Raw genomic sequence first — 26,028 nt, forward strand, 5'->3', positions numbered from 1 at the left:
CCTTCCGTACCGTCCTCAGCCCTCCAGGAAGGCCTTGATCGCGCCGGCCAGCAGGTACGGGTCGTCCGCGCCGCACAGCTCGCGCGCCGAGTGCATGGACAGCGCCGCGATGCCGCAGTCCACCGTCGTGATGCCGAGGCGCGCCGCGGTGATCGGGCCGATCGTCGTCCCGCAGGGCATCGCGTTGTTGGAGACGAAGCTCTGCCACGGCACGCCGGCCTTCTCGCAGGCCGCCGCGAACACCGCCCGGCCGACGCCGTCGGTCGCGTAGCGGTTGTTGACGTTCACCTTGAGGATCGGCCCGCCGTTGGGCATCGGGTGGTGGCCCGGCTCGTGCCGCTCGGTGTAGTTCGGGTGGACGGCGTGGCCCATGTCCGAGGAGAGGCAGACGGTGCCGGCCAGCGCGCGGGCGCGGTCCTCCAGGGTGCCGCCGCGCGCGTGGACGGTGCGGTCCAGCACGTTGCCGAGCAGCGGGCCCTGCGCGCCGGTGTCCGATTCGCTGCCGGTCTCCTCGTGGTCGAAGGCCGCCATCACCGGGATGTACGGCAGGTCCGCCGCGCCCTCCGCCGAGGCGACGGCGGCCAGCGCGGCGGTGGCCGCGTGCACGGACAGCAGGTTGTCCAGCCGCGGGCCGGCCAGCAGCTCGCGGTCCCGGCCCAGGTAGGAGGCGGGCTGGACGTCGTGCGTCATGAGGTCCCAGCCGACCACGTCGGCCGGCTCCAGCCCGGCCCGCCGGGCGACGTACTCGATCAGCGCCCCTTCGTCGACCGGGCCGAGGCCCCAGATCGGGGTGAGGTGGCGCTGCTTGTCGAGCTTCATGCCGTCATTGACCTGGCGGTCCAGGTGGATCGCCAGCTGCGGCACGCGCAGCAGCGGCTCGTCGAGCTGCACCAGCCGCCAGCTGCCGTCCTTCAGGGCCAGCCGCCCGGAGAGGCCGAGGTCCCGGTCGAGCCAGGTGTTCAGCGGCACCCCGCCGTAGATCTCCACGGCGACCTGCCGCCACCCCGCCGACCCGGTGTCCGGCACCGGCTTGACCCGCAGGTTCGGCGAGTCGGTGTGCGTCCCGACCACGCGGAACGGCGTCTCCGGGCCGGCCCCTTCGGGCAGGTACCACGCGATCAGCGCGCCGCCCCGGATGACGTAGCGCCCGCCGGCCGCCGCATCCCACGCGTCCGTCTCGGCGACCTGACGGAACCCCGCCTTCTCCAGCCGCTCGGCGGCACTCGCGACCGCGTGGTACGGGGACGGCGAGGTACCGAGGAACGCGATCAGATCGTCGGTGTGTGTCCGGTCGAAGAACGCCTGTCGGGCGGCGGCGGGCGACATACTGCTCCTGAGTCGATGGAGGGCCGAAGCCGGATGGGGGTCGGCTTCGCACCTTGAGCATATGCCCGTACACGGACAGGGAAGTCGTAACCTCCCAACGGATGCGAAACGCGCACACAACCGTGAAGTGGCGCCCCTCCGACCACCGTTCACCCAGAGATCCGCCCTGGTCGCGGACGGTCATCCCGGCGGCCTTCCCCTCGTCGCGGTGAAGTCCTCGGGCAGAGCGCCCTGTTGACCACGGCCCCGCCGACCGCGACGAAAACGGGACGATCTGACGTCACGTCAGCATGCGGAAGCGAAGGCCGAATTGATCGCCGAAGAACGGTTCGCAGACGGCGCAGCCGAACAACGCCGAAGGGCCCGGCTGTGGAGCCGGGCCCTTCGGCGTGAGGGTGAGGTCAGGCGGTCGGTGGGTGCGGGGTCTTAGAAGACCTCCTCCGCCAGCTCCATGATCTCGTTGTCGATGCCCTCGGCGATCAGGCGCTGCGGGGCGACGGTCGGCAGGATGTTCTTGGCGAAGAAGCGGGCCGCCGCGACCTTGCCCTGGTAGAACGGGATGTCCTTCTCCGAGGCGCCGGCCTCCAGCTTGGCCAGGGCCACCGCGGCCTGGCGCAGCAGCAGCCAGCCGACGACGACGTCGCCCGAGACCATCAGCAGGCGGGTGGTGTTCAGGCCCACCTTGTACATGTTCTTGACGTCCTGCTCGACCGAGGACAGGTCGGCCAGCAGCTTGCCGACGATGGCCTCCAGGTCGCCGGCGGCCTTGGCGAGCAGCTCGCGCTCGGCGGCCAGGGCGTCGCCGCCCTCGGCCGAGCCGAGGAACTTCTGGATCTGCTCGGACAGCGCGGTCAGCGCCTGGCCGCCGTCCTTGACGATCTTGCGGAAGAAGAAGTCCTGGCCCTGGATCGCGGTGGTGCCCTCGTAGAGGGTGTCGATCTTGGCGTCCCGGATGTACTGCTCGATCGGGTACTCCTGCAGGTAGCCGGAGCCACCGAAGGTCTGCAGGGACTGGGCGAGCTGCTCGTAGGACTTCTCGGAGCCGTAGCCCTTGACGATCGGCAGGAGCAGGTCGTTCAGGCGCTCGGCGGCCTCGTCGCGCTCGCCGCGCAGCTTGGCGGCCAGCATGTCGTCCTGGGTGGAGGCGGTGAACAGGACCAGCGCGCGCATGCCCTCGGCGTAGGCCTTCTGGGTCAGCAGCGAGCGGCGCACGTCCGGGTGGTGCGTGATGGTGACGCGCGGGGCGGTCTTGTCCAGGAACTGCGAGATGTCGGCGCCCTGCACGCGCTCCTTGGCGTACTCCAGGGCGTTCAGGTAGCCGGTGGAGAGCGTGGCGATGGCCTTCGTGCCGACCATCATGCGGGCGAACTCGATGATCTTGAACATCTGGCGGATGCCGTCGACGGTCTCGCCGAGCAGCCAGCCCTTGGCCGGGTGCTTGGCGCCGAAGGTCATCTCGCAGGTGTTGGAGGCCTTGAGGCCCATCTTGTGCTCGACGTTGGTGGCGTAGGCGCCGTTGCGCTCGCCGAGCTCGCCGGTCTCCCAGTCGAAGTCGAACTTCGGGACGATGTAGAGGCCCAGGCCCTTGGTGCCCGGCTTGCCGCCCTCGGGACGGGCCAGCACCAGGTGGATGATGTTCTCGGACATGTCGTGCTCGCCCGAGGTGATGAAGCGCTTCACACCCTCGATGTGCCAGGAGCCGTCCTCCTGCTTGATCGCCTTGGTGCGGCCGGCGCCCACGTCGGAGCCGGCGTCCGGCTCGGTGAGGACCATGGTGGCGCCCCAGAGGCGCTCGGTCATCCGCTGGGCGACCTTCTTCTGCTCCTCGGTGCCCTCGTCGAAGACGACGCCGGCGAAGGCCGGGCCGGAGGAGTACATCCAGATGGCGGGGTTGGAGCCCAGGATCTGCTCGGCGTAGGCCCAGATCAGGGAGGACGGGGTGACCTGGCCGCCGATCTCCTCCGGGATGCCCAGACGCCACCACTCGGCGTCCATGTAGGTCTGGTAGCTCTTCTTGAAGGTCGCCGGGACCGGCGCGGTGTTGGTCTCCGGGTCGAACACCGGCGGGTTGCGGTCGGTGTCGGCGAAGGACGCGGCGAGGTCGTTCTCGGCGAGGCGCGAGATCTCGCTCAGGATGTTCTTCGCGGTCTCGACGTCCATGTCCGCGAACGGTCCGGTGCCGTAGACCTGCTCGCGGCCGAACACCTCGAAGAGGTTGAACTCCACGTCCCGCAGGTTGGACTTGTAGTGACCCATGGCCGTTTTCTCCGGTTCGTCGCTTCCGGGAGACCGCCGCGTTCCGGCGTCCCGTACCCACCAGTAGGCATCATGATGCTACCCGGCGGTAACTTGGGCAAGCCCCCGGCCGTGAATCCGCTATGAACGTGGTCACGTCCCACAAGCCGGGACGACCACTCCTTGTCAGGATCGACGCCAGCGCGCGCGGCTGCGCTCCCGCTAGCCTGTCCGTGTGTACGGATATGACCAGAACGCATACCCGGGCGACCCCTACCAGCAGCAGGCGGGTCCGCAGCCGGGCATGAACGGCATGCCCGGCCCCGACGCCTACGGCGCGCAGTCGCAGGCGTCCCAGCAGTCGCTCTACCCCGAGCCCTCCCCGCCGTCCCTGGCGGACGCCGTCCGGGCGTTCACGACCGGGTCGATGGCGGTCGAGGACTTCCAGGCGATCTTCATCACTTCCAAGGTGCACTGCCCGCGCGGCGACCGCCCCGGCTTCCTCGCGCTGCACAACACCCCCACCCCGGTGATCCCGATGTTCAGCTCGCTGAAGGAGCTGCGCCGCTACGCCGGGAAGGACTCGAAGCACTTCACCGTCACCGGCGCCGAGGTCCTGGACCTGCTGCCGACCGGCTACGGCTTCGCGCTGGACATGGAGGGCGAGCACCGGATGGTGTTCGACGCCAAGGCCGTCGAGCAGATGGTCGACTTCACCATGCGCCGCATGTATGGCTGACGACCGCTTCGCGGCCGCCGAGTGCCATTGCTTCGCAGACGGCTGACGACGGCTGACCCACGCTGCACCTGACACGTCCCAAGAAGAGGAGCCCCGCGCTCCCCCATGACCGCATAGTTCAATTTTCAACTTGCCGCTTGTTGAGAATTGAACTACCCTCGTGCATGTAGGCCAGAGAAGCACCTGAAGGAGGCCGACATGCCCGCCGTGACCGTCGAAAACCCGCTGACCCTGCCGCGCATCGCCACCCCGGACGCCGTAGCGTCGACCGCCCGCCCGGTCCTCACTGTGGCCACCGCCCCCGAGGGCTACGAGGGCGAGGGCTTCCCGGTCCGCCGCGCCTTCGCCAAGATCAACACCAAGTACCTCGACCCGTTCATCATGATGGACCAGATGGGCGAGGTGGACTATGCGGCTGGGGAGCCGAAGGGAACCCCTTGGCATCCGCACCGCGGCTTCGAGACCGTCACCTACATCATCGACGGAACGTTCGTCCACCAGGACTCGCACGGCGGCGGCGGCACCATCACCGACGGCGACACCCAGTGGATGACCGCCGGCTCGGGCCTGCTGCACATCGAGACCCCGCCGGAGTCGCTGGTCATGTCCGGCGGCCTCTTCCACGGCCTCCAGCTCTGGGTCAACCTGCCCGCCGCGGACAAGATGATCGCCCCGAAGTACCAGGACATCCGCGGCGGCAGCGTCAAGCTCCTCGGCTCCGAGGACGGCGGCGCGCTGCTCCGGGTGATCGCCGGCGAGATCGGCGGCCACCAGGGGCCGGGCGCCACCCACACCCCGATCACCATGATCCACGCGTCGATCAGCCCCGGCGCCCAGGTCACCCTGCCCTGGCGCCCGGACTTCAACGCCCTCACCTACGGCCTGGCCGGCAGCGGCTCGGCCGGCGCCGAACGCCGCCCGTTCCACATGGGCCAGGCCGTCGTCTTCGGCGACGGCGACTCCCTCACCATCCGCGCCGACGAGAAGCAGCCGGACTCCCGCAGCGCCAACTTCGAGGTCGTCCTCCTCGGCGGCCTGCCGATCCGCGAACCCGTCGCCTGGTACGGCCCGTTCGTGATGAACAGCCACCGCGAGCTCCAGCAGGCCATGGAGGACTTCCAGGCCGGCCGCCTCGGCACCATCCCCACCGACGCCCGGTAGCCCCCGGTAGTCCGCCACGACGCCTCCGCCGTCTACAGAAGTGCGTAGACGGCGGGGGCGTCGTCGCGCGCCTCCGAACTTTCGCTTCGCTCGATCTCGCACCGCCATCACCTTGAAGCGTCGACGTCGGTAATGCGCCGTTCCGCGTCGGACCTTTCCATGCTCTGTGAGGCACCCGGAGTGGCTGTTCTGCCAGTCCGCGCGCTCACCGCCGGTCTTCGCACGGGGCGTCGAGCAGCGAGCTTGATCGGTTTGGCATGGATTCGGATCGTCTGCGACCAATACGATCTATGATCAATTTCGATCCGGTTCCGACTGTCCCCGACCAGGCGTCTAATTGCCGCTCGATGCAGGCTTGTTGACATTGCATGGCGCAACATCTCGCTTTACTTGATCTTGATGTGTCGCCATTCTCGCCGTGAGCGAACATGCATGCTATTCGGCGGGCTTGCCCGCACATGTTTGCCCTTGAGGGCTCCCTGCCGATGCGCGGGAGCCAAGGTGAGAACCAGGGAGGGATCATGCGAAGGATGGCAACCGCTGTGGCCACAGCGATGTTGGGCCTCGCGACAGTCGGCATCGGAAGCGGAACAGCCCAAGCGGAGGTCTGGGGCGGCTACAAGACCCAAGACGGTGGAGTGGGCCTTCGGAGCTGCGCGTCGCAGAGCTGCACGCTGAAGGGCCGCGGCTACGCGGACCAGAAGGCAAACATGTTGTGCTGGGGCTTCGGGCAGACCATCAACGGCAACCCCAGGTGGAACCACCTGGACCACTACCTGGCCGACGGCAGCTACTTCGGTGACGCATACAGCGCCCAGTACTACCTCTGGTGGGACGGCACGGTCCCCGACTGCCGCTAGTCGCGAGAGAGTTGTCGTGGCCCTGCCTCTCCGGCGGGGCCACGACGGTGCGAAGCTGGGCGTCGACAGGCGACGTCGGACATGAAGGTGGCGTGTTGAATGCGGATGAACAGGGCCCGAGTGGTCATCGCTGTAGTGGCTTTAGCGGTTCTCACCGCAGGCTGCAGCAAAGACGCGAAGACGGGCGGTGATTCCGACATCGTGGGCGAACCAGTGGTCCCGCAGATCGGAGCGGACCCGGCAGACGGCTCGCCGGTAACCCATCCGCTGGACGGTTACTCGGTCGGGGCCGAGGAGTCCGCGCTGATCTTCCGGGCCATGAGCCAGGCCACCCGGATCTGCATGACCGCCAAGGGGTTCAACTACGACCCCGGGCCGGCGTCGACACCTCCCCCGCCGACTCCCGTCGACACTTCGCTCCTGGGCCTGCTCTCCGTCTCCGCTGCGCAGCAGACCGGGTACCACCTGCCGCCCAGGCCAGGCGGCAATGGCACCTCCGGTACGGGGAATCCGCCCGGGCAGGGCCCCGAATACCAGAAGGCCCTGCTGGGGGATCGCGGGACCAAGGTCGGTGCCGCCGGCTCCAAGGCAGACCGGGGCTGCATGGGAGAGTTCGAACGGCGGCTCCAGGCGGAAGGCATCAAGGACACCGCCTCGGACTTGGTGGGCACCCTCCGCGGCAAGGCGTACGACCACGCCGCCGTCGACAGCCGAGTCCGCGCCTCGCTCGCGAACTGGCAGAGCTGCATGGCCAAGCTGGGTTACAACTACGCGAATCCGGTACAGGCGAGTTCGGCGGCCTGGCCGGAACAGGTGTCACAGGAGGAACGGGACACGGCGGTCGCCGACATGAACTGCAAGGGGCAGGTGAAGCTGCTGGCCACCTGGAACGCCGTGCTGACCGCCTACCAGCAGCTGTACATCAGCAGGAACGAGCAGGCCCTCCAAGCAGACAGGGAAATCTCCCAGCAGCGGATCGCCGCAGCCAAGAAGCTGTTGGGCCAGGCATGACGGCGGTGGCCGGCGGCCACCGCCGTGGTTGGCTCCTGCTGCTCGTCCTGGCCCTCCTCGCCGTCGTCGGATTCGTTGGCACGCTCGCCGCGAACCGGTCGAGCAGCGAGAGCGGTGAGGCATTCACAGGTGAACGACTGCGCGTCCAGCAGGACTACGGTGACTACTGGAAGGCGATGCTGGTGGCCAATGAGTCCGGTGACGGCTCGGCACTGGCCGACCACGCGGCGGGTGAGCAACTGGAGATCCTGCGTGCGAACCTGGGCGCCCTGACTGGCGCTGGGCTCGTGGCCAAGGGGTCCGTCGATCACCGGATCCGGAGCATCACGGTGGACGGGACGTTGGCAACCCTGGTGGACTGCGTCGACGTCGGCAAGTGGATCCAGTACGAGGCGCGGAGCGGAAGAGTTCAGCCCGGCCAATTGACGGACCGCCCGAAACAGCTGGCGAGTTACACCCTCGCGCCCAGGGGCGGCCGCTGGCTGGTGACACGGAGCGAGGTCCTCTCGGAGTGCTGAACGCCGCCCGGGGGCGTCCGCGCAGCCGAGCACGATCCGACGCCGCTGAGCCATGCCTGCGACGACGTCGCCCACCTCGATCAGCGGACCAGCGTCTCCTGGTCGTCGTCGGTGAAGATCGACTCGCCATCGGCCGATCCATGCGCGGCAGGGGGACAGGTCGCAGATGACAAGCCGATCACAGGCGGCAGGACGCTAGGTGCTTCTGAGGGCCCTCAGCGGGTCCGTCCGGGCCGCACGCAGGGCAGGGTAGAGACCGGCCAGGAGGCCGACGACGGTGCCGATCAGCGGGGCGGGCAGGGTGGTGGCCGGCTGCAGCACGGCGGTCCAGTCGCGGGCGGCGGCCACGCCGACCACCGTCACCACGCCGAGACTGGTGCCGATCAGCCCGCCGAGGGTGCCGAGCGCGGTTGACTCGGTGAGGAACTGGGCCGCGATGTGGCCGGTCCGGGCGCCCAGCGAGCGGCGCAGACCGATCTCCGCGGTCCGCTCCAAGACGGCGACCAGCGTGGTGTTGGCGATGCCGACGGCGCCGACCAGCAGGCAGATCCCGGCCAGCGCCAGGAACAGGCCGGTCAGGTCGGAGGACACCGTGTCCTGGAGGCTGTGTGGGTCCGGCGGCGGGACCACGGTGAACGCGTTCGGGGCGTCCGGCCGCAGGGCGAGCGGGATCTGGGCGGCCACCACGGGCGCCGCGCCGACCCGGGTGGCGACCAGTGCCTGGGCGCCGCGGTCCGGCTGCGGAGCCGGGTTGCCGTACCGTTCGAGCGCCGTACCAGCCGGGATGATCAGGCTGAGCAGGGCGCCGGGCTGGCGCTGGACGTCCGAGTAGATGCCGACGACGGTGTACGGGACGCGGTCGATGAAGACGGCCGGCTGAGCGTCCAGCCGGCCCACCCCGAGCCGTTTGGCGGCCGCCTCGCTGAGCAGGACCACCGGCTGCGCGGTGCTCTGGACGAACTCGTCCAGGGTGACCCCGGCGGTCAGGGCCGGCTCCATCGCGGCGACCGCGCCCGGGGTCGCCGCCAGGACGGACAGTCCGGTGCCCTCGTCGGGACCGTCCGGGCGGCGGGAGACCGTCGGGGTGCCGGGCAGCGGCCACCAGACGCCGCCGGCCCGTACGCCGTCGATCGCGGCGATCCGGTGGTCGGCGTCAGCGGGGAAGTCGCTCGGCGGGTTGGTGCCGGGGGCGACGCCGTCGGCGCGCGGCAGGTCGGTCACGGTGACGGTGGTGGCCTTGGTCAGGCTGAACCGCTCGCCGATCTGGCCGGTGGCGGTCGCGGTGAGGCCGAGGACTGCGACGAAGGCACCGATGCCCAGCACGGTGCCGAGCAGGGTCAGCGCCGAACGGCCGGGGCGCTGCAGGATGCCGGAGAGCGCCTCGGAGAGCAGGTCACGGAGGCTGAGCCGGGAGGGCGACTCCGGGAGTGCGGCCCCTCCGTGTCGTCGGATGCGGATCACCGGGCAGGCGCTCCCGCCTCGCCGAGCACGCCGTCGCGGATGGTCACCTGGCGCTGGGCGCGGGCGGCGACGGCCGGGTCGTGGGTGATCACCACCAGGGTGAAGCCCTGGGTGTGCAAGGCGTCGAACTGAGCCAGCACGGCTTCGGCGTTGGCCGAGTCCAGGTTGCCGGTCGGTTCGTCGCACAGCAAAAGACTGGGCCGGTTCACCAGGGCGCGGGCGATCGCCACGCGCTGGCGCTCGCCGCCGGACATGGTGCCGGGCAGCGCGTCCGTGCGGTGGCCGAGGCCGACCAGGCGCAGCGCCGCCAGGGCGGCGGCGCGGCGGGCTCGCGGCGGGGTGCGGTTGTAGACCTGGGCGAGGACGACGTTCTCCTCGGCGGTGCGGTGCGGGAGGAGGTGGAAGGACTGGAAGACGAAGCCGATCCGGCGCCCGCGCAGCGTGGAGCGGTCCCGGTCGCGCAGGGCGCCGGTGTCGATGCCATCCAGCTCGTAGCGGCCGGTGGTGGGGGTGTCGAGCAGGCCGAGCAGGTGCAGCAGCGTGGACTTGCCGGAGCCGGACGGGCCGGTGACGGCGAGGTACTCGCCGCGGCGGACGGTCAGGTCGCAGGGGCGCAGGGCGATGACGGGCGGGTGGCCGGGGTGGGTGCGACCGACGCCGTGCAGGGTGATGACGGGCGGTGCGGGGATCATTTGCCGACCACCACCTGGTCGCCGGCGCGCAGCCGGGCGCCGTCCGCCGGGGTCACGGCCACCATGCCGTCGGCGGTGACGCCGGTGGTCACCGGGACGGTGGTCCGGCCGCCGGCGGTGTCCACCGTCGTGACGGAAGTCCGGCCGGCCGCGTTGGTGGAGATCGCGGCGATCGGGACAGCGGTGACGGGGGCGCCCGCTTTGGCCTTGAGGACGGTGAGCCGGACGTTCTTGCCGTTCATCGCGGCGGACAGCGGGGTGTCCGGGACTATCGTCACCGGGACGTAACTCTGGCCACCGGGCTGGTTGTTGGGCACTCCTGCGGCCGGGCCTGCTGCGCCGGGCTGCGCCGGGCCGGAGCCCGCGCCGGGTGCCGCCGAACCGCCGAGGGTGATCATCTTGCCGGCCGGGGGAGCGGTGGTCGGGGCGCCGAGCTCGGCGACGGTGCCGGGAATGGTGGTGTTGGTGTCCTCGGCGAGGAGTTCGACGGTCATGCCCGGCTTCACGCCGGCCGCCTGGGCCGGGGTCAGCTGGCCGGTGACGGCCAGACCGCCGCTGGTGAGCGAGAGCAGAGTGCCGGAGACCGGCGAGCCGACCGCGCCGTTGACGGCGGTGACGGTGGCCGGGAGAGCGGGCAGGAACAGCACGTGGGCGGCCGGGACCATCGGCCCGTTGACGGCCCTGGCCTTGCCGAGGGCGGCCTGGTCGGCGGCCAATTGCTTCCGGGCGTTGGCGAGTTGCTGGTCGAGGTCGCCGGTCTGCGGTTGCTGGGACTGCTGGGCCTGCTGGGACGGTGGCGGGGTTTGGGGTGGTGCGGCCGCGCCCGCCTTCTTCTGCGCGGTGAGGCTGTCCACCGTCTGCCGGTCGGCGTCGACCGCCTTCTGCGCGGTGTCCACGGCCTGCTGGGTGGTGGCGCCGGTCGTCGGCACCGGGTAGCCGAGCCCACGGTAGAAGTCCGACACCGCGGCGGCGGTGCCCGGCCCGTACGCGCCCTTGTCGTCGTCGCCGCTCCCGTGCCCCAACCCGGCCAGGGCATCCTGGAGTTCGGCCACGTCGGGGCCGGTACTGCCCGGCTTGAGGTCGCGGTACGCGGGCACCGGCCCGGGGAGGGCGAACAGCGGCTGCCCGGACACCTCGGCGAGCAACTCTCCGGCCGCGATGGTGTCCCCCTGCTTCACGCCCAGCTTGGAGACGAACAGCCCGGTCACCTCGGTCGAGGCCGCAGCCGGGACCACGTTGTACTGCGCCGGCGGGTACACCACCGCGCGCACGGCTATCGAGGGCGTCAGCACCTGACTGACCACCGGCGCGGTCAGCAGGCTGTTCGGCGGCGGCGCCGTCTGCGCGGCCCGCTCGGCCGGGGACTTCACCAGCGTCGCCGCCCCCACCCCGCCCACCGCCACCAACCCGGCGCCCAGCGCCACCCCTAATAACGCCCGCCGCCGCCGCGCGGTACGGGACCCGGCGGACGGTGGCGGCTGTTCAACGGTCTCATCGGTCGTGCCGGTCGTTGTCAACAGTGCCTTCTCCTCGATGGTGCCCCTCGGGAAGAGCATGACCCATCGGATGTCGTTGGGACGTAAGGAGGTTGGAGGCGATCGGCCGTCATCCCCGTGAGTCAGCGACGATATCGGCGGCCTTCCTTGGCCTGACGCCCAGTTGCTGCCGGCAGTCGGCGACGTCCGCCGAATTGGCTTCCACGTCATGCTTAGCATAGGCGTTTCGGACCGCCACGACGCCCCCGTCGCATTGTCTGCGGACTTCAGCAGGTCATCGGTCCTCATACAAAGTGCAGTTGCGAGGGAGTGCTACTGAACTTGGTGTGATGGTGGGGCGATTTGCCTGACAGCAGTCGCTGGCATCCGGTCAATGGGCGTGGAAATGAGTGTCCTCCACGATCTTGAAGTCCGGCCGCCACGGCGCGACACGATCGGCGCCGAGCGCCGGCCGGTTCGCCACCCGATCGACTGACCGGTCCCTCCCCGCGGCGCCTCGTCCGACCACCGCGGCTACTGCGGCTTCAACAGCTACCGCAGCTACAGCAGCGCGTAGACGGCCGAGGCGTCGTCGTGCGCCTTGCCGCGCGGCCAGCGCTCGCAGGCGGCGTCCGCCCGTTCGATCTCGCGGACCTGGGCGATCAGCTCGCCCGGGCCGGACTCGGCGAGCAGCTGCAGGGCGTCCGCCCAACTGCCCAGGCCGAAGCGCTCGGTGTAGCGCGAGGCGCCGTCGGTGAGGGCGGCCAGCGCGCGTAGCCGTTCCAGGCGGACGAAGCCGGTCTCGGCGTGCTCGGCCGCACGCGGGCTGGCCGCGGCGATCCACGGGCCGTTGCCGGTGTTGCGGGCGGCCCGGACGGCCAGCGCGTACTCCAGGTGGAGCTCGGCCCGTTCCGTGGAGCCCGGCACGGTCGACCAGATCTGCCGGCGCAGTTCCTCGCCGCCCGGGAAGCGCTGGTTGTCCCCGATCACCTTCGGCGAGCCGTCCTTGAACTCCAGCACCAGCAGCGAGTCGCCGAGCACCAGGTACTCCAGCGACTCGCCGTGCCGCCGGGCGGCGACCACCATCGCGGCGGGCGTGTTCGGGTGGGCGAGGTCGCACCGGCCGCCGTGCAGCGCGGCCGTCTCGACGATGGCGTCGGCAAGGCACTCGGCGATCGAGCGGTCCGACCGGTCGGTGAGCCGGGCGAGCAGGTGCACGCCCAGCCGTCGGACGTACCAGGCGGTTCCGTGTCGGCACCCGGACTCCAGGCCGGTCGGCGAGCTCGCACCGTCCAGCAGTACCAGCGCTTCCGGCGAGGCCGCCGCGAAGTCCTCGCTCTCGCGGTCCGGCCGCCGTGCTTCCCCTGCGAGCTGTAGCTGCATCCCGACAGTGTGGCCGCCACCCCCGGCCCGCGCCCAGACCCCTGCGCCGGTGTGGCGCGGGCCGCTGCCCTCGGGGCGCTCGTCGTCCGGTGGCAGCCGGGGCAATTCGGCCATACCGTCGGATAGCGAGTGGACAATTCGGCCAATCGGGGCCCGTTGGGTTTGGCATCACCTTCGAGTGGCCGGGCGGCCCGGGACTGACGAGGAGCGGGACATGTTCTGGCAGTTCATCGTGGTGACGGCCGCCTCGCTCGGCTTTCCGACCGCCGCGCTGCTCTTCCTGATCGGCGGGCCTCGCTTCCCCGACGAGCAGCGCGAGCGCCCCGCCGAACGCTCCTAAGCCTCCGCCAGCACCCGCTCCAGGACGATGGCCAGGCCCAGCAGCGACTCGTCGCCGCCCGGCTCGCCGACCACCTGGAGACCGAGCGGCAGACCATCCGCCGTCCGCCCGGCCGGCAGGCTGATCGCCGGGTGGCCGAGGTAGCTCCACGGCGCCGACATCGCCGGATCACCGGTGCTGTGCAGCCCCTTCGGGGCTCCGCCGGTGGCGGACGGGACCAGCCAGGCGTGCACCCGGCATTCGCGCATCAGCTCCGTGATCCGCGTGCGCTGGTGTTCCCGCACCCGCAGCGCCGCCGTGCGGTCCTCCGGGGCGATGCCCTGGCCGTGCCGGATGCTCGCCACCGTCTCCGGCCGGTAGAGGCCGCCGAAGCGGGCGAACCAGTCGGCGTGGCTGCGGGCGAGTTCGAAACGGTTGATCGTCTGCAGCGGGCGGGTGATCTCCTCCACGTCCCAGGACAGCGGGAACAGCTGCTCCACCGTGAGCCCCGCGGCGCCGAGGCGCGCCGCCTGCGCCTCGAAGACGGCGATCGCCTCCGGCCCGGCACCGGCCCGTTCCAGGTACGTCCGGTCCGGCACGCCGAGCAGGACGTTCTTGAGGTCGGCCCGTTTGACGGGCCGGGCGGCGCTCTCGACCCGCCGGCCGTCCCAGTCGTCACAGAGCAGCGACGCCGCCAGCGCCGCACCCGCCACGTCGGCGGTGAACACGCCCAGGGTGTCGAGGCTGGGCGCGTTCGGGATCACCCCGGCCATCGGGATCCGCCCGTACGTCGGCCGGAAGCCCACCACCCCGCAGTACGCGGCGGGCCGGATCACCGAGCCGACCGTCTGGGTGCCCACCGCCAGCGGCACCAGTCCGGCCGCGACCGCCGCCGCCGAACCGCTGCTCGACCCGCCCGGGGTGTGCCCGGGGTGGTGCGGGTTGCGGGTCGGGCCGGGTGCGCTGGCGGCGAACTCGGCGGTCACGGTCTTGCCCGCGACCAGCGCCCCGGCCGCCCGCAGCCGGTCCACCACGACGGCCTGCGGCCCGGCCAGCACGCCCGGTGGCAGCGCCGATCCGGCGTGCGTGGGCAGCCCGTCCACATGGACGATGTCCTTGATCCCGACCGCCACGCCGTACAGCGGCGGCCGGTCCGCCGGCTCCGGGTACCGCGCGGCCAGCGCGCGGGCCTGCGCGTGCAGCCGGTCGTGCCGCCCGGGCTCGGACACGAAGGCGTGGATCAGCGGGTCGACGCGCTCGATCCGGGCGCACAGCCGGTCGACGTGCTCGGGCAGCGACGGCTCGCCGGACCGCAGCCCGGCGGCCTCGCGGGTCAGCGACCGGGGCCGGGCCAGGGATTCCTCCCCGGCGGACTTCTCCATGCCGACGGACTTCTCCATGCCGACCACGGTAGACCCCGGACGCACCGGCCTACTGGTGCTCGGCCGCGAGGTACGGCGTCTCGCGCAGGAAGTACGCCCCGCAGGTGTGGCAGCAGAGTTCGGGCGTCCTCCCCCAGTCCGCCGCCTCCCGGACGGGCGCCGCCGCGTCCAGTTCCCGGCCGCACATCGCCACGCTTCCGGCGCCCCGGACCATGTGCCACAGCCGCACCCCGTCCGGCGGGCCCCCGGCGCCGTACTCGGCTCGCATCTGGTGCATCATGCCCCCATCGTCCGACCGCCCACCGGCCCCGGCAACCGCACGCCGCTCGTCCTGCGTCGCCGCCCGGCGGGCCCGCACAGCCGATCGACCGCCGGCGAGATCAAACGGGGCACGCACAACCGTTCGCGCCCCTCGGTGGTCTTCCCGGCCGAAGAGCGAACTCCGATCCGACCACTGGAGCCTGACCATGCGTTCCCCCCGGCTGACCGCCGCCAGCGCTGTGCTCGTCCTCACCGCCGGCACGGCGGCCGTCGGCGCGACCCCCGCCCTCGCCGCCGACGCCGCGCCCACGGCGACGGCGAGCCCGTCCGCCACGGCCACCGGGAACCCGACCGCTCCTGCCACCACTCCCGCGGCGACGCCCGGCGCCACCGCTGCCCCCACCACCACGCCCACCGCCACCACCACGCCCACCGCCACCGGCTCGCCCTGGCCGGCCGGCTGCCCGGAGGGCCCGATGGCGGCCCCGATGCCGGCCACCGGCAGCGGCCCGGCCGGCGGTGCCGTGGTGACCGGCGGGGCGCCCGGCGAACTGTCGGTCACCTTCGACAACATCGCCACCACGACGGTCCGGGAGCTGGCCACCACCTTCACCCTGACCGGCAAGGGCGGCGGGGCCGGTCTCGACGTCAAGCTGCGCGCGCCCGGCTCCGACTGGAAGCCGCTCACGGGAACGAACACGGGTGCCTACCAGCTCGCCCAGGGCGAGAAGCTGACCCTCCAGGTCCGGATCACCGCCGGCGCCCAGGCCACGCTCGGCGACTACCGGTTCTCCTTCGCGGCCAAGTCCGAGCTGCTGCCGAGCGGTTCGGCGCCCTCGAAGAAGTACACCTGCCCGCAGCTGGCCGGCACCTTCGGCGGCACGTTCACCGTCACCGACCACGCCGTCGCCACCACCTCCCCGGCCCCCGCGGCCCCCACCACCCCTGCCGCAACTCCCACCCGCACGCCCACCCAGCTCGCCGACACCGGCGCGGGCGCGAACACCTTCCCGATAGCCGTCACCGGGACCGCCACCATCGCCGTCGGCGGCGCCCTCCTCCTCGTCACCCGCCGGCGGCGAGCCGAGGACTGATCCGTCCTCGGCCTACGACGCAGCCCGCAGCAGGGCCCCGTCCTGCCACTTGAGGATCTTGTCGAAGCTCACGATGGCACCCCGGAGGGGGTGGTTGCGGAGCTGGACGTGGTCGGTGAGGGCGTGGATGAGGAAGAGACCGCGGCCGGATTCCGCCGTGAGGTCGGGAAGGTTGTCGAGGTCGACCGGGCGGAGGGTGGGAGCCGACGGGCGACAGGGGAGGACGTGGGTGTCGTAGGGGCGGCCGTCGCGGCGGGAGCGGTGGACGGTGAACACCCGGTCAGGGACGGTGGCGCGGCCGCGGCGGGCGCGGCGCCGGGCCGGCCGCGGGGGCGGCGGGGCCACCGGGCGGCGCTGCGGCGCAGGCGGCGGCAGGGGGGCGGGCGCGGACAGGCCGGGGCCGGAGTCGGTGACCTCGATCCGCAGCCGGTCGCCGCTGATCGACGCGGTGACCTGGAAGCCCTCGTCGGGCCGCCCGCCCGCGCCGTGCTCGACGGCGTTGGCGCAGGCCTCGCTCAGGGCGACGCCGAGGTCGTCGGCGATCTGCGGGTCGACGCCCGCCGTCGCCATGGCGCCGAGCAGGATGCGCCGGGCCAGCGGAACGCTGACCGGGTCGCGCTTGAGGTGCAGAGTCCACCAGATGTCCACGGGAGGTCCCTCCTGGCTGCAGCTCCACATACAACTAGGTATCTCCGGGTGTTCCCGCGGCGAACCGTGACCGAGGTCCGCTACCGCCCGATCGGCGGATGGACTGCGGCCGTGGTCTGTGCCGCGCGGCGCACTCAGGGCCCTGCACGCCGCGGCCGAACGGGGCATTCGTAGGCATTTCCCACCCTGCCCACGGGGGCGTGGTAAGCGATGAGATGATGGCCCGGCCATGACTGCCCTCGCCGCCGCCCCGCACCCGGGCGCCCTCGCACCGGACGCGCCGGTGGGGGCCGCCGCCTGGGATCTGCGGCTCGCCCGGGCCGTCCCGTTCGCGCTGGTCTGCACGCTGATAGCGGCGGCCGGGCACGCCCTGGCGGGCGGCGGGAACGTCGCCCCGGCCGCCTTGGCGACGGGCTTCGCGGCGGTGCTGGTGCTCGCGGTGGCGTTCGGCGGACGGGAGCGTTCGCTCGCGGCCATCGCCGGTGCGCTGGGCGCGGGCCAGCTGGGTCTGCACTGTCTCTTCCACGCTTTCGGCGGCCAGGCCACCGCGCTGACCAGCATGGCCGGGATGCACCACGGCGGCTCCGGTCCGCTGACCCTGCCGCGGGTGGCCGGCCGGCTGATCTGCAACGAGTCCCACCCGGGCACGCTGGCCGGCCTGCCGGGGGGCCCGTCGGCCGAGCAGCTGGTGTCCTCGGCGGGGCTGGACCCGCGCGCCTTCGCGGACGTGCCGTGGTGGCAGGGCGGCCTGCTCGGCATGACGCCGTCGATGCTGGCGGGCCACCTGGCCGCGGCCCTGGTGGCCGGCTGGTGGCTGCGGCGCGGCGAGGCGGCGCTGTGGCGGCTGGTCCGGGTGGCCGCGACGGCCGCCAGGGAGCACTGGGCGGCGCCGCTGCGGACGGCGTTCGCGCTGGCCGCGGCGCTGCTGCGGGGGCTGTTCGGCGCGGCCGGTCCGGCCCGCCGGTTCGGTGTCCGGGGCGGGGAGCACCCGCTGTCGACGGGTGCCGCGCTGCGGCACAGCGTGGTCCGGCGCGGCCCGCCGGTCGGGGCGTTCGCGTACTGATCTCACCCTCGCCCGTCAACGGACAGGAGGGGCCCACCTGGTGCCCCCGTCCGTACCGGGTGCCGGGCGTGCGCAGTCGCCGGGCCGTACCCGCGTCGATCTCGCGGCGGCGGTCCGTCCGCAGCTCCACCCCCACGACCCCACGTGCGGACCCCGCCGAGGCACGGTTCCACCGTTCGCCCGCGAGCAGGGGGTCCGCCGAGCTCCGAACGGAGACCTCCGAATCATGCGTTCCCTTCCCACCCGCCGTATCGCCGCCGCCGTCGCCGCTGCCGCCACCTCCGTCGTGGTGCTGGCCGGCCCGGCGTTCGCGCACGTCACCGTGAACCCGGGCACGGCCTCGCAGGGCGGTTACACGGCCGTCGACTTCCGGGTGCCGAACGAGAGCGACACCGCCAGCACGGTGAAGCTGGAGGTCAACCTCCCGCTGGACCACCCGCTGGCCTCCGTCCGGACCCTCCCGATGCCGGGCTGGACCGCGACCGTCGAGAAGGCCAAGCTCGACAAGCCGATCAAGGTGCACGGCAACGACGTCAACGAGGCCGTCTCCAAGATCACCTGGACCGCCGACGCGGGCATCAAGATCGCCCCCGGCCAGTTCCAGGAGTTCCGCGTCTCGCTCGGCCCGCTGCCGACCGACTCCGACAGCCTGGTCTTCAAGGCCCTCCAGAGCTACGACAACGGCGACATCGTCCGCTGGATCGACGAGTCCAAGGACGGCCAGCCCGAGCCGGCCCACCCGGCGCCCGTCCTGAAGCTCACCAAGGCCGCCGGCGGCGACGGCCACGGCGACGGCCACGGCGGGGTCACCGCCTCCCCGGCCGCGGACGGCCACGGCCACGGCGACAGCGAGGACCAGGCCCAGGCCTCGTACGGCGGCAAGAAGAGCAGTGACTCCACCGCCCGGGTGCTCGGCGTGGTCGGCATCGTGGTCGGCGTGATCGGCACCGCCGTCGGCGTCCTCGGCCTGCGCCGCAAGAGCAGCGGCTCCGCCTCCTGACCCCCGCGCCGGCGGGGCCGTACCCGCACCCCGGGTACGGCCCCGCCGGCGGTCCACCGCGCACGATCGGAACTCCCCATGCCCCGCACCACCCGCGCCCCCCGCCTAGTCGGAGCCGCCGCCCTCGCGCTGGCCGCCGCCCTCGCGCTGACCGCCTGCGGCTCCTCCGGCGACGGCTCCGGCACCACCAAGGTCACGCAGCAGAAGGACGCCTCGCCGTACGAGGGCACCAAGCTCGTGAAGAACTTCGAGAAGCCGGACCTCCAGCTCACCGACACCTCCGGCCAGCCCTTCGACCTGCGGCAGAAGACCAACGGCAAGGCCACGCTGCTCTTCTTCGGCTACACCAGCTGCCCGGACGTCTGCCCGACCACCATGGGCGACATCGGCGTCGCGATGAAGAAGCTCTCCCCCGAGGAGCGGCAGAAGATCGACGTCGTGTTCGTCTCCACCGACCCGCAGCGCGACACCCCCAAGGTGCTGCGCACCTGGCTCGACTCGATGGGCAGCGACTTCATAGGCCTCACCGGCGACCTGGAGAAGGTGAAGACCGCCGCCAAGTCGCTCGGCATCATGATCGAGGACCCGGTGGTGAACGCCGACGGCACCGTCACCTCCACCCACGGCGCCCAGGTGCTGGCCTTCCTCCCCTCGGACGACAAGGCGCACGTGCTCTACCTCGGCGGCACCGAGGTCAAGACCTACGAGCACGACCTGCCGCTGCTCGCCCAGGGGGTCGCGGCATGAAGGCCACCGGCCGCGCGACGCTCGGCTTCCGGCGGACGGCGCTCACGGGGGCGGTACTGGCGACGGCCCTGGGCGGCGGCGCCATCCTGGTCGCCTGCAACGCGGGCGGCCAGGACGGCGCCGCCGACGGACCGGCCCGGCTGAGCGTCGCCGACTCCTACATCCCGCTGCCCCCGGCCGGCGGGATGGCGGCCGGCTACCTGACCGTGCGCAACGACGGCGGGCAGGACCAGCTGGTCAAGGTGGCCAGCCCGGGCGCCGAGTCGGTCACCATGCACCGCTCGACCCCGTCGAGCATGGAGCAGATCGGCAGCCTGGACGTGCCCGCGCACGGCGCGCTGCAGTTCACCCGGGGCGGCACCCACCTGATGATCATGGGATGGCAGAAGGCTCCCGCCCTGGGGGACGAGCTGGAGCTCGACCTGACCTTCGCCAAGTCCGGCACCATCTCCGTCAGGGTGCCGGTCAAGGAGCTCACCTATCGCCCCGGCCAGAGTTAAGGGGTCCGCCACATGCCGAACGGCCTGTCCGCACACCGCCGCCGGACCGCCGGACTGCTCGGGGTACTCGGCGCGCCGCTCACGCTGATGTTCGCCGGCGCCGGTCCGGCGTCCGCGCACGCCACCCTGGAAGCCACCGACCCGCACCAGAACTCGGTGGTCGCCGCCGCCCCGCAAGCGGTCACGCTCACCTTCAGCGAGTCCGTGTCGCTCTCGGGCGACTCCGTCCGGGTCCTCGATCCGGCCGGAAAGGCGGTGGACACCGGCAACCCCGGACACGCCGACGGCAGGGGCAACACCGCCCGGGTCGGGCTGAACAGCGGGCTCGCCAACGGCACGTACACCGTGGCCTGGCGGGCCGTCTCGGAGGACTCGCACCCCATCGGCGGCGCGTTCACCTTCTCCATCGGCGCGCCCTCCGACACCTCGGTGTCCACCACCGCACTCCAGAGCGCCAAGGCCGACGGCGTGGTCGCCGCGCTGTACGGCACCGGCCGCACCGTCGCGTACGCGGCGTTCGCGCTGCTCGCCGGGGTCGCCGCGTTCGTCCTCGTCTGCTGGCCCGCCGGGGTGGCCCGGCGCCCGGTGCAGCGGCTGCTGATGACCGGCTGGGTGGCGCTGCTGGTGTCCACCGTCGCGGTCCTGATGCTGCGCGGCCCGTACGAGCGCGGCTCGGGGATCGGGCAGGCCCTCGACCTGTCGCTGGTGCGCACCACCCTGGACGAGCGGATCGGCACGGCGCTGGCCGCCCGGCTGCTGCTGCTCGCGGCGAGCGGGGTGTTCCTGTCGCTGCTGGTCGGGCAGCTGGGGCAGCCCGCCGCGGAGCCGGCGAAGCCCCGGAACGAGGCCGAGAACGAGGCCGCGAACGAGAGCGACAGCGACGACACCGAGGCCGCCGAACTGCGGGAGCTGGAGCGGCGCGCCGTCGAACGTCCGCAGCGCGAGGTGCGGCTCGGCCTCGGCGTCGCCGGGCTGGTGCTGGCGGTCGCCCTGGCGGCGACCTGGGCCGGCGCCGACCACGCCTCGGTGGGCATCCAGGTCTGGCTGGCGCTGCCGCTCGGACTGCTGCACCTGATCGCCATGGCGGTCTGGCTGGGCGGCCTCGCCGCGCTGCTGGTCGCGCTCCGCGAGGGCGTCGGCGCGGAGGTCGTCGACCGCTTCTCGAAGATCGCCTTCGGCGCCGTCGCGCTGCTCACCGCCACCGGGATCTACCAGTCCTGGCGCGGCCTCGGCAGCTGGGGCGCGCTGACCGGCACCGAGTACGGGCGGCTGCTGCTGGTGAAGACGGGCTGCGTGGTCGCGATGCTCGGCGTCGCCTGGACCTCCCGCTCCTGGCTGGCCCGGCTCCGCTCGGCCCCCGCCGAGGCGGCCGAGGTCGAGACGGCCGAGCTGCCGGAGCCGGTCGCCGTCGCGGCGCACTCCGACGACCCCGTCCGGCAGGCGCAGCTGGCCCGCCAGCAGGCCGCCCGGGAGCACGCCGGACGGGACCGCGGGCTGACCCCGAGCCGGGCCGGGCTGCGCCGCTCGGTGCTGGTCGAGGCGGCGGTCGCGGTGGCCGTGCTGGCAGTCACCACCATGCTCACCAACTCCCCGCCCGGGCGCGTCGCGAGCGAGGTCAAGGCCGGGGGCGCCGGGGGTGCCGCCGGGGCGCCGGTGGCCGGCGGGGCCGCCACCGCGCAGACCGAGCCGGGCCGCACCCTGGAGCTCAAGCTCCCGTACGACACCAAGGGCCGCACCCCGAACGCCAAGGGCACCGCGACCGTCACCCTCAACCCGGCCCGGACCGGCCCCAACGAGGTGCACCTCAGGCTGGACGGCACGGACGGGCAGCCGGTCGACGTCCCGGAGGTGCAGCTCGCCTTCACCCTGCCGGACCGCGACCTCGGCCCGCTGCCAGTGACGCTCACCCCCGGGGGCACCGGCCGCTGGAGCGGCACGGCGCAGCTGCCGCTGGCCGGCACCTGGGTGGTGTCGGTGCAGATCCGTTCCTCCGACATCGACCAGACCACCCCGACGCAGTCGCTGAAGATCGGGTGAGCGCGGTGGACGAGACCGCTGCGCCGGCACGGACCGGCGTCACCCGGCGGGCGCTGCTCGGCACCGCCGGCGCCGGACTGGTGGCCGGCGCGGGCGCCGGGGTCGCCGGGGCCGTCGCCCTGGACCGCGGCCCCGGCGCCGGCACCGCCCCCGCGGCCGGCGGGGCGCTCGGCGCGGCCCGGGTGCCGTTCCACGGCGAGCACCAGGCCGGCATCCTCGAACCGCAGCAGGCCCGGGTCCAGCTGGCCGCCTTCGACCTGGCCGACGGCGCCGGGCGGGACGGGCTGCGCGGGCTGCTCCGGCGCTGGTCGCGGACGGCGGCCCGGCTGACCGCCGGGGAGCCCGCCGAGGAGTTCGAGAACCAGGTCGCCCTGGACGCCGGCCCGTGCTCGCTGACCCTCACCTTCGGTTTCGGCGCCACCCTGTTCGACCGGACCGCACTGGCCGACCGCCGCCCGCCCGGGCTCGAACCGCTGCCGTCCTTCCCGGGCGACGCGCTCGATCCGGCCCGCGGCGACGGCGACCTGTTCGTCCAGATCGGCGCCGACGACGCCCTGGTGGCCGTGCACGCCCTGCGGGTGCTCCAGCGCCAGGCGGCCGGGACGGCGGCGCTGCGCTGGCAGTGCGCCGGCTTCGCCCGCACGCCCGGCGCCACCCCGCACCCGATGACCAGCCGCAACCTGATGGGCCAGATCGACGGCAGCAACAATCCGAGGCCCGCCGACGACGGCTTCGCCGCCACGGTGTTCGCCGGCGCCGACCAGCCCGCCTGGCTGGCCGGCGGCTCGTACCTGGTGTTCCGGCGGATCCGGATGCTGCTGGACCACTGGGAGGCGCTGCCGCCGGACCGGCAGGAGCGGGTGATCGGGCGGCGCAAGTCGGACGGCGCACCGCTCGGCGCGCCCGCCGGGGCCGGCGAGCACGCGCCGGTGGACCTGTCCGCGCAGGGCCCGGACGGCGGCCTGGTGATCCCCGCCGACGCGCACATCCGGGTCGCCGCCCCGGCGGCCAACGGCGGCGCGGCCATGCTGCGGCGCGGATTCTCGTACCACGACGGCCTGTTGGCGGACGGCTCGCCGGACGCCGGGCTGCTCTTCCTCGCCTTCCAGGCAGACCCGCGCAAGGGCTTCACCCCGGTGCAGCGCAAGCTGTCCCGCGGCGACGGCCTCTCCCGCTTCCTGCGGCACGAGGCGAGCGGCGTGTACGCGGTGCCGCCGGGCGTCCCGGAGGGCGGCTACGTCGGGCAGCAGCTGCTGGAGGGATGACGGCAGCACGTGGTCCCGCCCACTGAAACGCTTTCATGGGCGGGGAACGGAGTGGTTATGGTGACTACTTCGGTCAGACGAGACGGAGACGGCATGTCGGCGACCCGCTACACCTACCTCGGCCCGGCGGGCACCTTCACCGAGGCGGCGCTGCGCACCCTGCCGGAGGCGGCGACCCGGGAGCTGGTGCCGCTGGCCTCGGTGCCGCTGGTGCTGGACGCGGTGCGCGCCGGCGAGGCCTCGGGCGCCTTCGTGCCGATCGAGAACTCGGTCGAGGGCGCGGTCACCGCGACCAACGACGAACTGGCCTCCGGCGCCCCGCTGATGATCTACCGCGAGGTGCTGCTGCCGATCTCCTTCGCGCTGCTGGTGAGGCCGGGGACGGAGCTGTCCGAGATCAGGACGGTGACCAGCCACCCGGTGGCCCAGCCGCAGGTGCGCCGCTGGCTGGCGGCCAACCTGCCGGACGCGCGGTGGGAGTCGGCCGCGTCCAACGCGGACGGCGCCCGGCTGGTCTCCGAGGGGCGGTACGACGGCGCGTTCGCGGGCGAGTTCGCCGCGCCGATCTACGGGCTGGACCCGCTGGTCAAGGACATCGCCGACGCGCAGAACGCGACCACCCGGTTCATCCTGGTCGGCCGGCCCGGGCGGGTCTCCTCGCCGACCGGCGCGGACAAGACCTCGATGGTGGTCTGGCTGCCGGACGACCACCCGGGTGCGCTGCTGGAGCTGCTCCAGGAGTTCGCGGTGCGCGGGATCAACCTGATGCGGATCGAGTCCCGGCCGACGGGCGAGGGGCTGGGCAGCTACTGCTTCCTGATCGACTGCGAGGGCCACCTGTCCGAGCGCCGGGTGGGCGAGGCCCTGATGGGGCTCAGGCGGATCTGCCCGCAGGTGCGTTTCCTCGGGTCCTATCCGCGCGCCGATCAGCAGGCGCCGACGCACCGGCGGCCAGGGACGTCCGACGAGGATTTCGCGGCGGCGGCGGACTGGCTCTCCCGCGCCCTCGACGGCCGCGGCGACATCTGAGCGACGCCTATTGTCCTTCTGACCTTTTCCGACTGTTTTCGACCCGGGATCACCGGGCGGGACGGGTGACCGCACCCGCCGTCCACAGGGGTGCCGGCACCGGATGTGGCTGTCCACAGGACCGTCGGCTGTCCACAGCCGAAAGTTATCCACAGGCCTGGGGGCGAGTCGACAAACCGGTATAGCCACTGCACACAAGCGGTCGGATCATCGGTTTGCGTCGCAGAGATGACCAATCGGACCAGAGTCACCCTCGCGCCGGCAAATCACCCGTCCGAGTGGTTCAATTCCCTCGCCCGAGAAGGTCAAATGAGGTTTGAAACCTCAATTCCCTGGTTCGGACTCCCGGAGGCTCTGGATCCCCGGCAATCCACAGTCCTGACCCCGCGCCTGTGGATAACCCGGACTCGGGCGACCCCTCGGAGAAGTTATCCACAGGCGCCACGGAGTTATCCCCAGGAGAAAACCCGTACCGGTGGAAGAGCCCCCGCCCGGTAGGCTTGGCCCCGTGATTGACCTTCGCCTGCTTCGTGAAGACCCTGACCGAGTGCGCGCCTCGCAGCGCGTCCGTGGCGAGGACGTCGACCTGGTCGACGCCCTCCTCTCCGCCGACGAGCGGCGCCGCGCCTCGGGCAGTCGCTTCGACGAGCTGCGCAACGAGCAGCGCCTGCTCGGCAAGCAGGTCGCCCAGGCCAAGGGCGACGAGAAGACCGCCCTGCTGCAGCGCACCAAGGAGCTGGCCGCCGAGGTCAAGGCCGCGGACGCCGAGCAGAGCGCGGCCAAGGAGGAGGCCGACCGCCTGCTCCGCTCGCTGGCGAACCTCATCGACCCGGCCGCCCCGGTCGGCGGCGAGGAGGACTTCGTCACCCTGGAGGAGATCGGCACCCCGCGCGACTTCGCCGCCGAGGGCTTCGAGCCCCGCGACCACGTCGAGCTCGGCCAGATCCTGGGCGCGATCGACACCGAGCGCGGTGCCAAGGTCGCCGGTGCCCGCTCCTACTACCTGACCGGCGTCGGCGCGCTGCTGGAGCTCGCCCTGGTCAACATGGCCTTCGCCCAGGCCACCGCGGCCGGCTTCATCCCGATGATCACCCCGACCCTGGTCCGGCCGGCCGCCATGGACGGCACCGGCTTCCTCGGCCAGGCCGCCGAGAACGTGTACCACCTCAAGGAGGAGGACCGTTACCTCGTCGGCACCAGCGAGGTCCCGCTCGCGGCGTACCACATGGACGAGATCATCGACGCCGAGAAGCTGCCGCTGCGCTACGCCGGCTACTCGTCCTGCTTCCGCCGCGAGGCCGGCACCTACGGCAAGGACACCCGCGGCATCATCCGCGTCCACCAGTTCGAGAAGGTGGAGATGTTCGTCTACACCACTCCCGAGGACGCCGAGAACGAGCACCGCCGCCTGCTCCAGTGGGAGAAGGACTTCCTCAACGCGCTGGAGCTGCCCTACCGGGTGATCGACGTCGCCTCCGGCGACCTCGGCGCCTCGGCCGCCCGCAAGTTCGACATCGAGGCCTGGATCCCCACCCAGGGCAAGTACCGCGAGGTCACCTCGACCTCCAACACCACCGAGTACCAGTCCCGCCGGCTCGCCATCCGGATGCGCGAGGAGGGCAAGACCCGCCCGCTCGCCACCCTGAACGGCACGCTGGTCGCCGTGCCGCGCACCATCGTGGCGATCCTGGAGAACCACCAGCAGGCCGACGGCTCGGTGGTCGTGCCCGAGGCGCTGCGGCCGTACCTCGGCGGACGGTCCGTCCTGACCCCCGTCAAGTAGCACCTGCCGCACCCGCACCACCGGCAACTCCCTGGAGAC

Annotated in this window: 24 protein-coding genes; 15 read left to right on the forward strand and 9 right to left on the reverse strand. The window is 72.4% G+C overall.

Going from position 1 to position 26,028, the window contains the following annotated elements:
* Nucleotides 1-15: 15 nt before the first annotated feature.
* A complete protein-coding gene (locus F7Q99_RS12400; RefSeq protein WP_153461276.1) occupies nucleotides 16-1,326 on the reverse strand; it encodes a M18 family aminopeptidase in 1,311 nt (436 codons plus the stop codon).
* A 426-nt stretch (nucleotides 1,327-1,752) separates the two neighbouring features.
* Nucleotides 1,753-3,582: an acyl-CoA dehydrogenase gene (locus tag F7Q99_RS12405; protein WP_153461277.1), complete on the reverse strand. Its 1,830-nt coding sequence runs from the start codon at nucleotides 3,580-3,582 to the stop codon at nucleotides 1,753-1,755.
* Nucleotides 3,583-3,796: 214 nt separating this feature from the next.
* On the opposite strand from F7Q99_RS12405, the gene F7Q99_RS12410 reads away from it, so the two are divergent.
* The 5 genes from F7Q99_RS12410 (at nucleotide 3,797) to F7Q99_RS12430 (ending at nucleotide 7,850) form a co-directional block, all read left to right on the forward strand.
* On the forward strand, nucleotides 3,797-4,300 hold the full coding sequence (locus F7Q99_RS12410; RefSeq protein ID WP_407697774.1) for an SseB family protein: 504 nt from the start codon (nucleotides 3,797-3,799) through the stop codon (nucleotides 4,298-4,300).
* 198 nt (nucleotides 4,301-4,498) lie between these two features.
* Nucleotides 4,499-5,461, forward strand: a complete 963-nt coding sequence (locus tag F7Q99_RS12415) for a pirin family protein (RefSeq protein WP_153461278.1) — start codon at nucleotides 4,499-4,501, stop codon at nucleotides 5,459-5,461.
* Between the two features lie 710 nt (nucleotides 5,462-6,171).
* Nucleotides 6,172-6,321 (forward strand): hypothetical protein, encoded by a 150-nt coding sequence (locus F7Q99_RS12420; protein WP_153461279.1) that lies wholly within the window; start codon nucleotides 6,172-6,174, stop codon nucleotides 6,319-6,321.
* A gap of 99 nt (nucleotides 6,322-6,420) precedes the next feature.
* Nucleotides 6,421-7,332: a hypothetical protein gene (locus F7Q99_RS12425; RefSeq protein ID WP_153461280.1), complete on the forward strand. Its 912-nt coding sequence runs from the start codon at nucleotides 6,421-6,423 to the stop codon at nucleotides 7,330-7,332.
* Nucleotides 7,329-7,850 carry a hypothetical protein gene (locus F7Q99_RS12430; protein WP_153461281.1) on the forward strand — a complete coding sequence of 174 codons (522 nt, stop codon included), beginning with the start codon at nucleotides 7,329-7,331 and terminating at the stop codon, nucleotides 7,848-7,850. Before F7Q99_RS12425 ends, F7Q99_RS12430 begins: the two co-directional genes overlap by 4 nt.
* A gap of 195 nt (nucleotides 7,851-8,045) precedes the next feature.
* Here F7Q99_RS12430 and F7Q99_RS12435 read toward each other — a convergent pair whose 3' ends face one another.
* The 4 genes from F7Q99_RS12435 to F7Q99_RS12450 form a co-directional block, all read right to left on the reverse strand.
* Nucleotides 8,046-9,311, reverse strand: a complete 1,266-nt coding sequence (locus F7Q99_RS12435) for an ABC transporter permease (RefSeq protein ID WP_326846583.1) — start codon at nucleotides 9,309-9,311, stop codon at nucleotides 8,046-8,048.
* Nucleotides 9,308-10,003: an ABC transporter ATP-binding protein gene (locus F7Q99_RS12440; RefSeq protein WP_153461282.1), complete on the reverse strand. Its 696-nt coding sequence runs from the start codon at nucleotides 10,001-10,003 to the stop codon at nucleotides 9,308-9,310. The genes F7Q99_RS12435 and F7Q99_RS12440 overlap by 4 nt, the downstream gene beginning before the upstream one ends.
* Nucleotides 10,000-11,559 carry a peptidoglycan-binding domain-containing protein gene (locus F7Q99_RS12445; protein ID WP_153461283.1) on the reverse strand — a complete coding sequence of 520 codons (1,560 nt, stop codon included), beginning with the start codon at nucleotides 11,557-11,559 and terminating at the stop codon, nucleotides 10,000-10,002. The genes F7Q99_RS12440 and F7Q99_RS12445 overlap by 4 nt, the downstream gene beginning before the upstream one ends.
* 480 nt (nucleotides 11,560-12,039) lie before the next feature.
* Nucleotides 12,040-12,861, reverse strand: coding sequence for a protein phosphatase 2C domain-containing protein (locus F7Q99_RS12450; protein WP_153461284.1), 822 nt, complete (start codon nucleotides 12,859-12,861; stop codon nucleotides 12,040-12,042).
* A gap of 214 nt (nucleotides 12,862-13,075) precedes the next feature.
* Here F7Q99_RS12450 and F7Q99_RS42530 point away from each other — a divergent pair, with 214 nt between their 5' ends.
* Nucleotides 13,076-13,201, forward strand: a complete 126-nt coding sequence (locus F7Q99_RS42530) for a hypothetical protein (protein WP_268267540.1) — start codon at nucleotides 13,076-13,078, stop codon at nucleotides 13,199-13,201.
* On the opposite strand, the gene F7Q99_RS12455 is transcribed toward F7Q99_RS42530, so the two are convergent.
* Nucleotides 13,198-14,580 (reverse strand): amidase, encoded by a 1,383-nt coding sequence (locus tag F7Q99_RS12455; protein ID WP_230210198.1) that lies wholly within the window; start codon nucleotides 14,578-14,580, stop codon nucleotides 13,198-13,200. The two genes, F7Q99_RS42530 and F7Q99_RS12455, sit on opposite strands and share 4 nt — an antisense overlap.
* Nucleotides 14,581-14,611: 31 nt before the next feature.
* On the reverse strand, nucleotides 14,612-14,842 hold the full coding sequence (locus F7Q99_RS12460) for a hypothetical protein (RefSeq protein ID WP_153461285.1): 231 nt from the start codon (nucleotides 14,840-14,842) through the stop codon (nucleotides 14,612-14,614).
* A gap of 187 nt (nucleotides 14,843-15,029) precedes the next feature.
* Here F7Q99_RS12460 and F7Q99_RS12470 point away from each other — a divergent pair, with 187 nt between their 5' ends.
* A complete protein-coding gene (locus F7Q99_RS12470) occupies nucleotides 15,030-15,917 on the forward strand; it encodes an LPXTG cell wall anchor domain-containing protein (RefSeq protein ID WP_195911049.1) in 888 nt (295 codons plus the stop codon).
* 12 nt (nucleotides 15,918-15,929) lie between these two features.
* On the opposite strand, the gene F7Q99_RS12475 is transcribed toward F7Q99_RS12470, so the two are convergent.
* On the reverse strand, nucleotides 15,930-16,565 hold the full coding sequence (locus F7Q99_RS12475; RefSeq protein ID WP_326846584.1) for an ATP-binding protein: 636 nt from the start codon (nucleotides 16,563-16,565) through the stop codon (nucleotides 15,930-15,932).
* Between the two features lie 229 nt (nucleotides 16,566-16,794).
* Here F7Q99_RS12475 and F7Q99_RS12480 point away from each other — a divergent pair, with 229 nt between their 5' ends.
* The 8 genes from F7Q99_RS12480 (at nucleotide 16,795) to serS (ending at nucleotide 25,989) form a co-directional block, all read left to right on the forward strand.
* The gene (locus tag F7Q99_RS12480) at nucleotides 16,795-17,628 is read left to right on the forward strand and encodes a hypothetical protein (protein WP_153461288.1); all 834 of its coding nucleotides are present in this window, start codon (nucleotides 16,795-16,797) and stop codon (nucleotides 17,626-17,628) included.
* 226 nt (nucleotides 17,629-17,854) lie between these two features.
* Nucleotides 17,855-18,628, forward strand: coding sequence for a YcnI family copper-binding membrane protein (locus F7Q99_RS12485; protein ID WP_153461289.1), 774 nt, complete (start codon nucleotides 17,855-17,857; stop codon nucleotides 18,626-18,628).
* 78 nt (nucleotides 18,629-18,706) lie between these two features.
* Complete coding sequence (locus F7Q99_RS12490; RefSeq protein WP_153461290.1) at nucleotides 18,707-19,375, forward strand: SCO family protein; 669 nt, start codon at nucleotides 18,707-18,709, stop codon at nucleotides 19,373-19,375.
* On the forward strand, nucleotides 19,372-19,875 hold the full coding sequence (locus F7Q99_RS12495; protein ID WP_153461291.1) for a copper chaperone PCu(A)C: 504 nt from the start codon (nucleotides 19,372-19,374) through the stop codon (nucleotides 19,873-19,875). The genes F7Q99_RS12490 and F7Q99_RS12495 overlap by 4 nt, the downstream gene beginning before the upstream one ends.
* 12 nt (nucleotides 19,876-19,887) lie before the next feature.
* Nucleotides 19,888-21,912 (forward strand): FixH family protein, encoded by a 2,025-nt coding sequence (locus F7Q99_RS12500; protein ID WP_153461292.1) that lies wholly within the window; start codon nucleotides 19,888-19,890, stop codon nucleotides 21,910-21,912.
* Nucleotides 21,913-21,917: 5 nt separating this feature from the next.
* The gene (efeB, locus tag F7Q99_RS12505) at nucleotides 21,918-23,177 is read left to right on the forward strand and encodes an iron uptake transporter deferrochelatase/peroxidase subunit (protein WP_326846585.1); all 1,260 of its coding nucleotides are present in this window, start codon (nucleotides 21,918-21,920) and stop codon (nucleotides 23,175-23,177) included.
* Nucleotides 23,178-23,270: 93 nt separating this feature from the next.
* On the forward strand, nucleotides 23,271-24,206 hold the full coding sequence (pheA, locus tag F7Q99_RS12510) for a prephenate dehydratase (protein ID WP_153461293.1): 936 nt from the start codon (nucleotides 23,271-23,273) through the stop codon (nucleotides 24,204-24,206).
* Nucleotides 24,207-24,714: 508 nt separating this feature from the next.
* Entirely contained in the window at nucleotides 24,715-25,989 is a 1,275-nt protein-coding gene (gene serS / locus F7Q99_RS12515) for a serine--tRNA ligase (protein ID WP_326846586.1), read from the forward strand.
* Nucleotides 25,990-26,028: the final 39 nt, after the last annotated feature.

It is taken from the genome of Streptomyces kaniharaensis, from assembly GCF_009569385.1.
Classification (GTDB): domain Bacteria; phylum Actinomycetota; class Actinomycetes; order Streptomycetales; family Streptomycetaceae; genus Kitasatospora; species Kitasatospora kaniharaensis.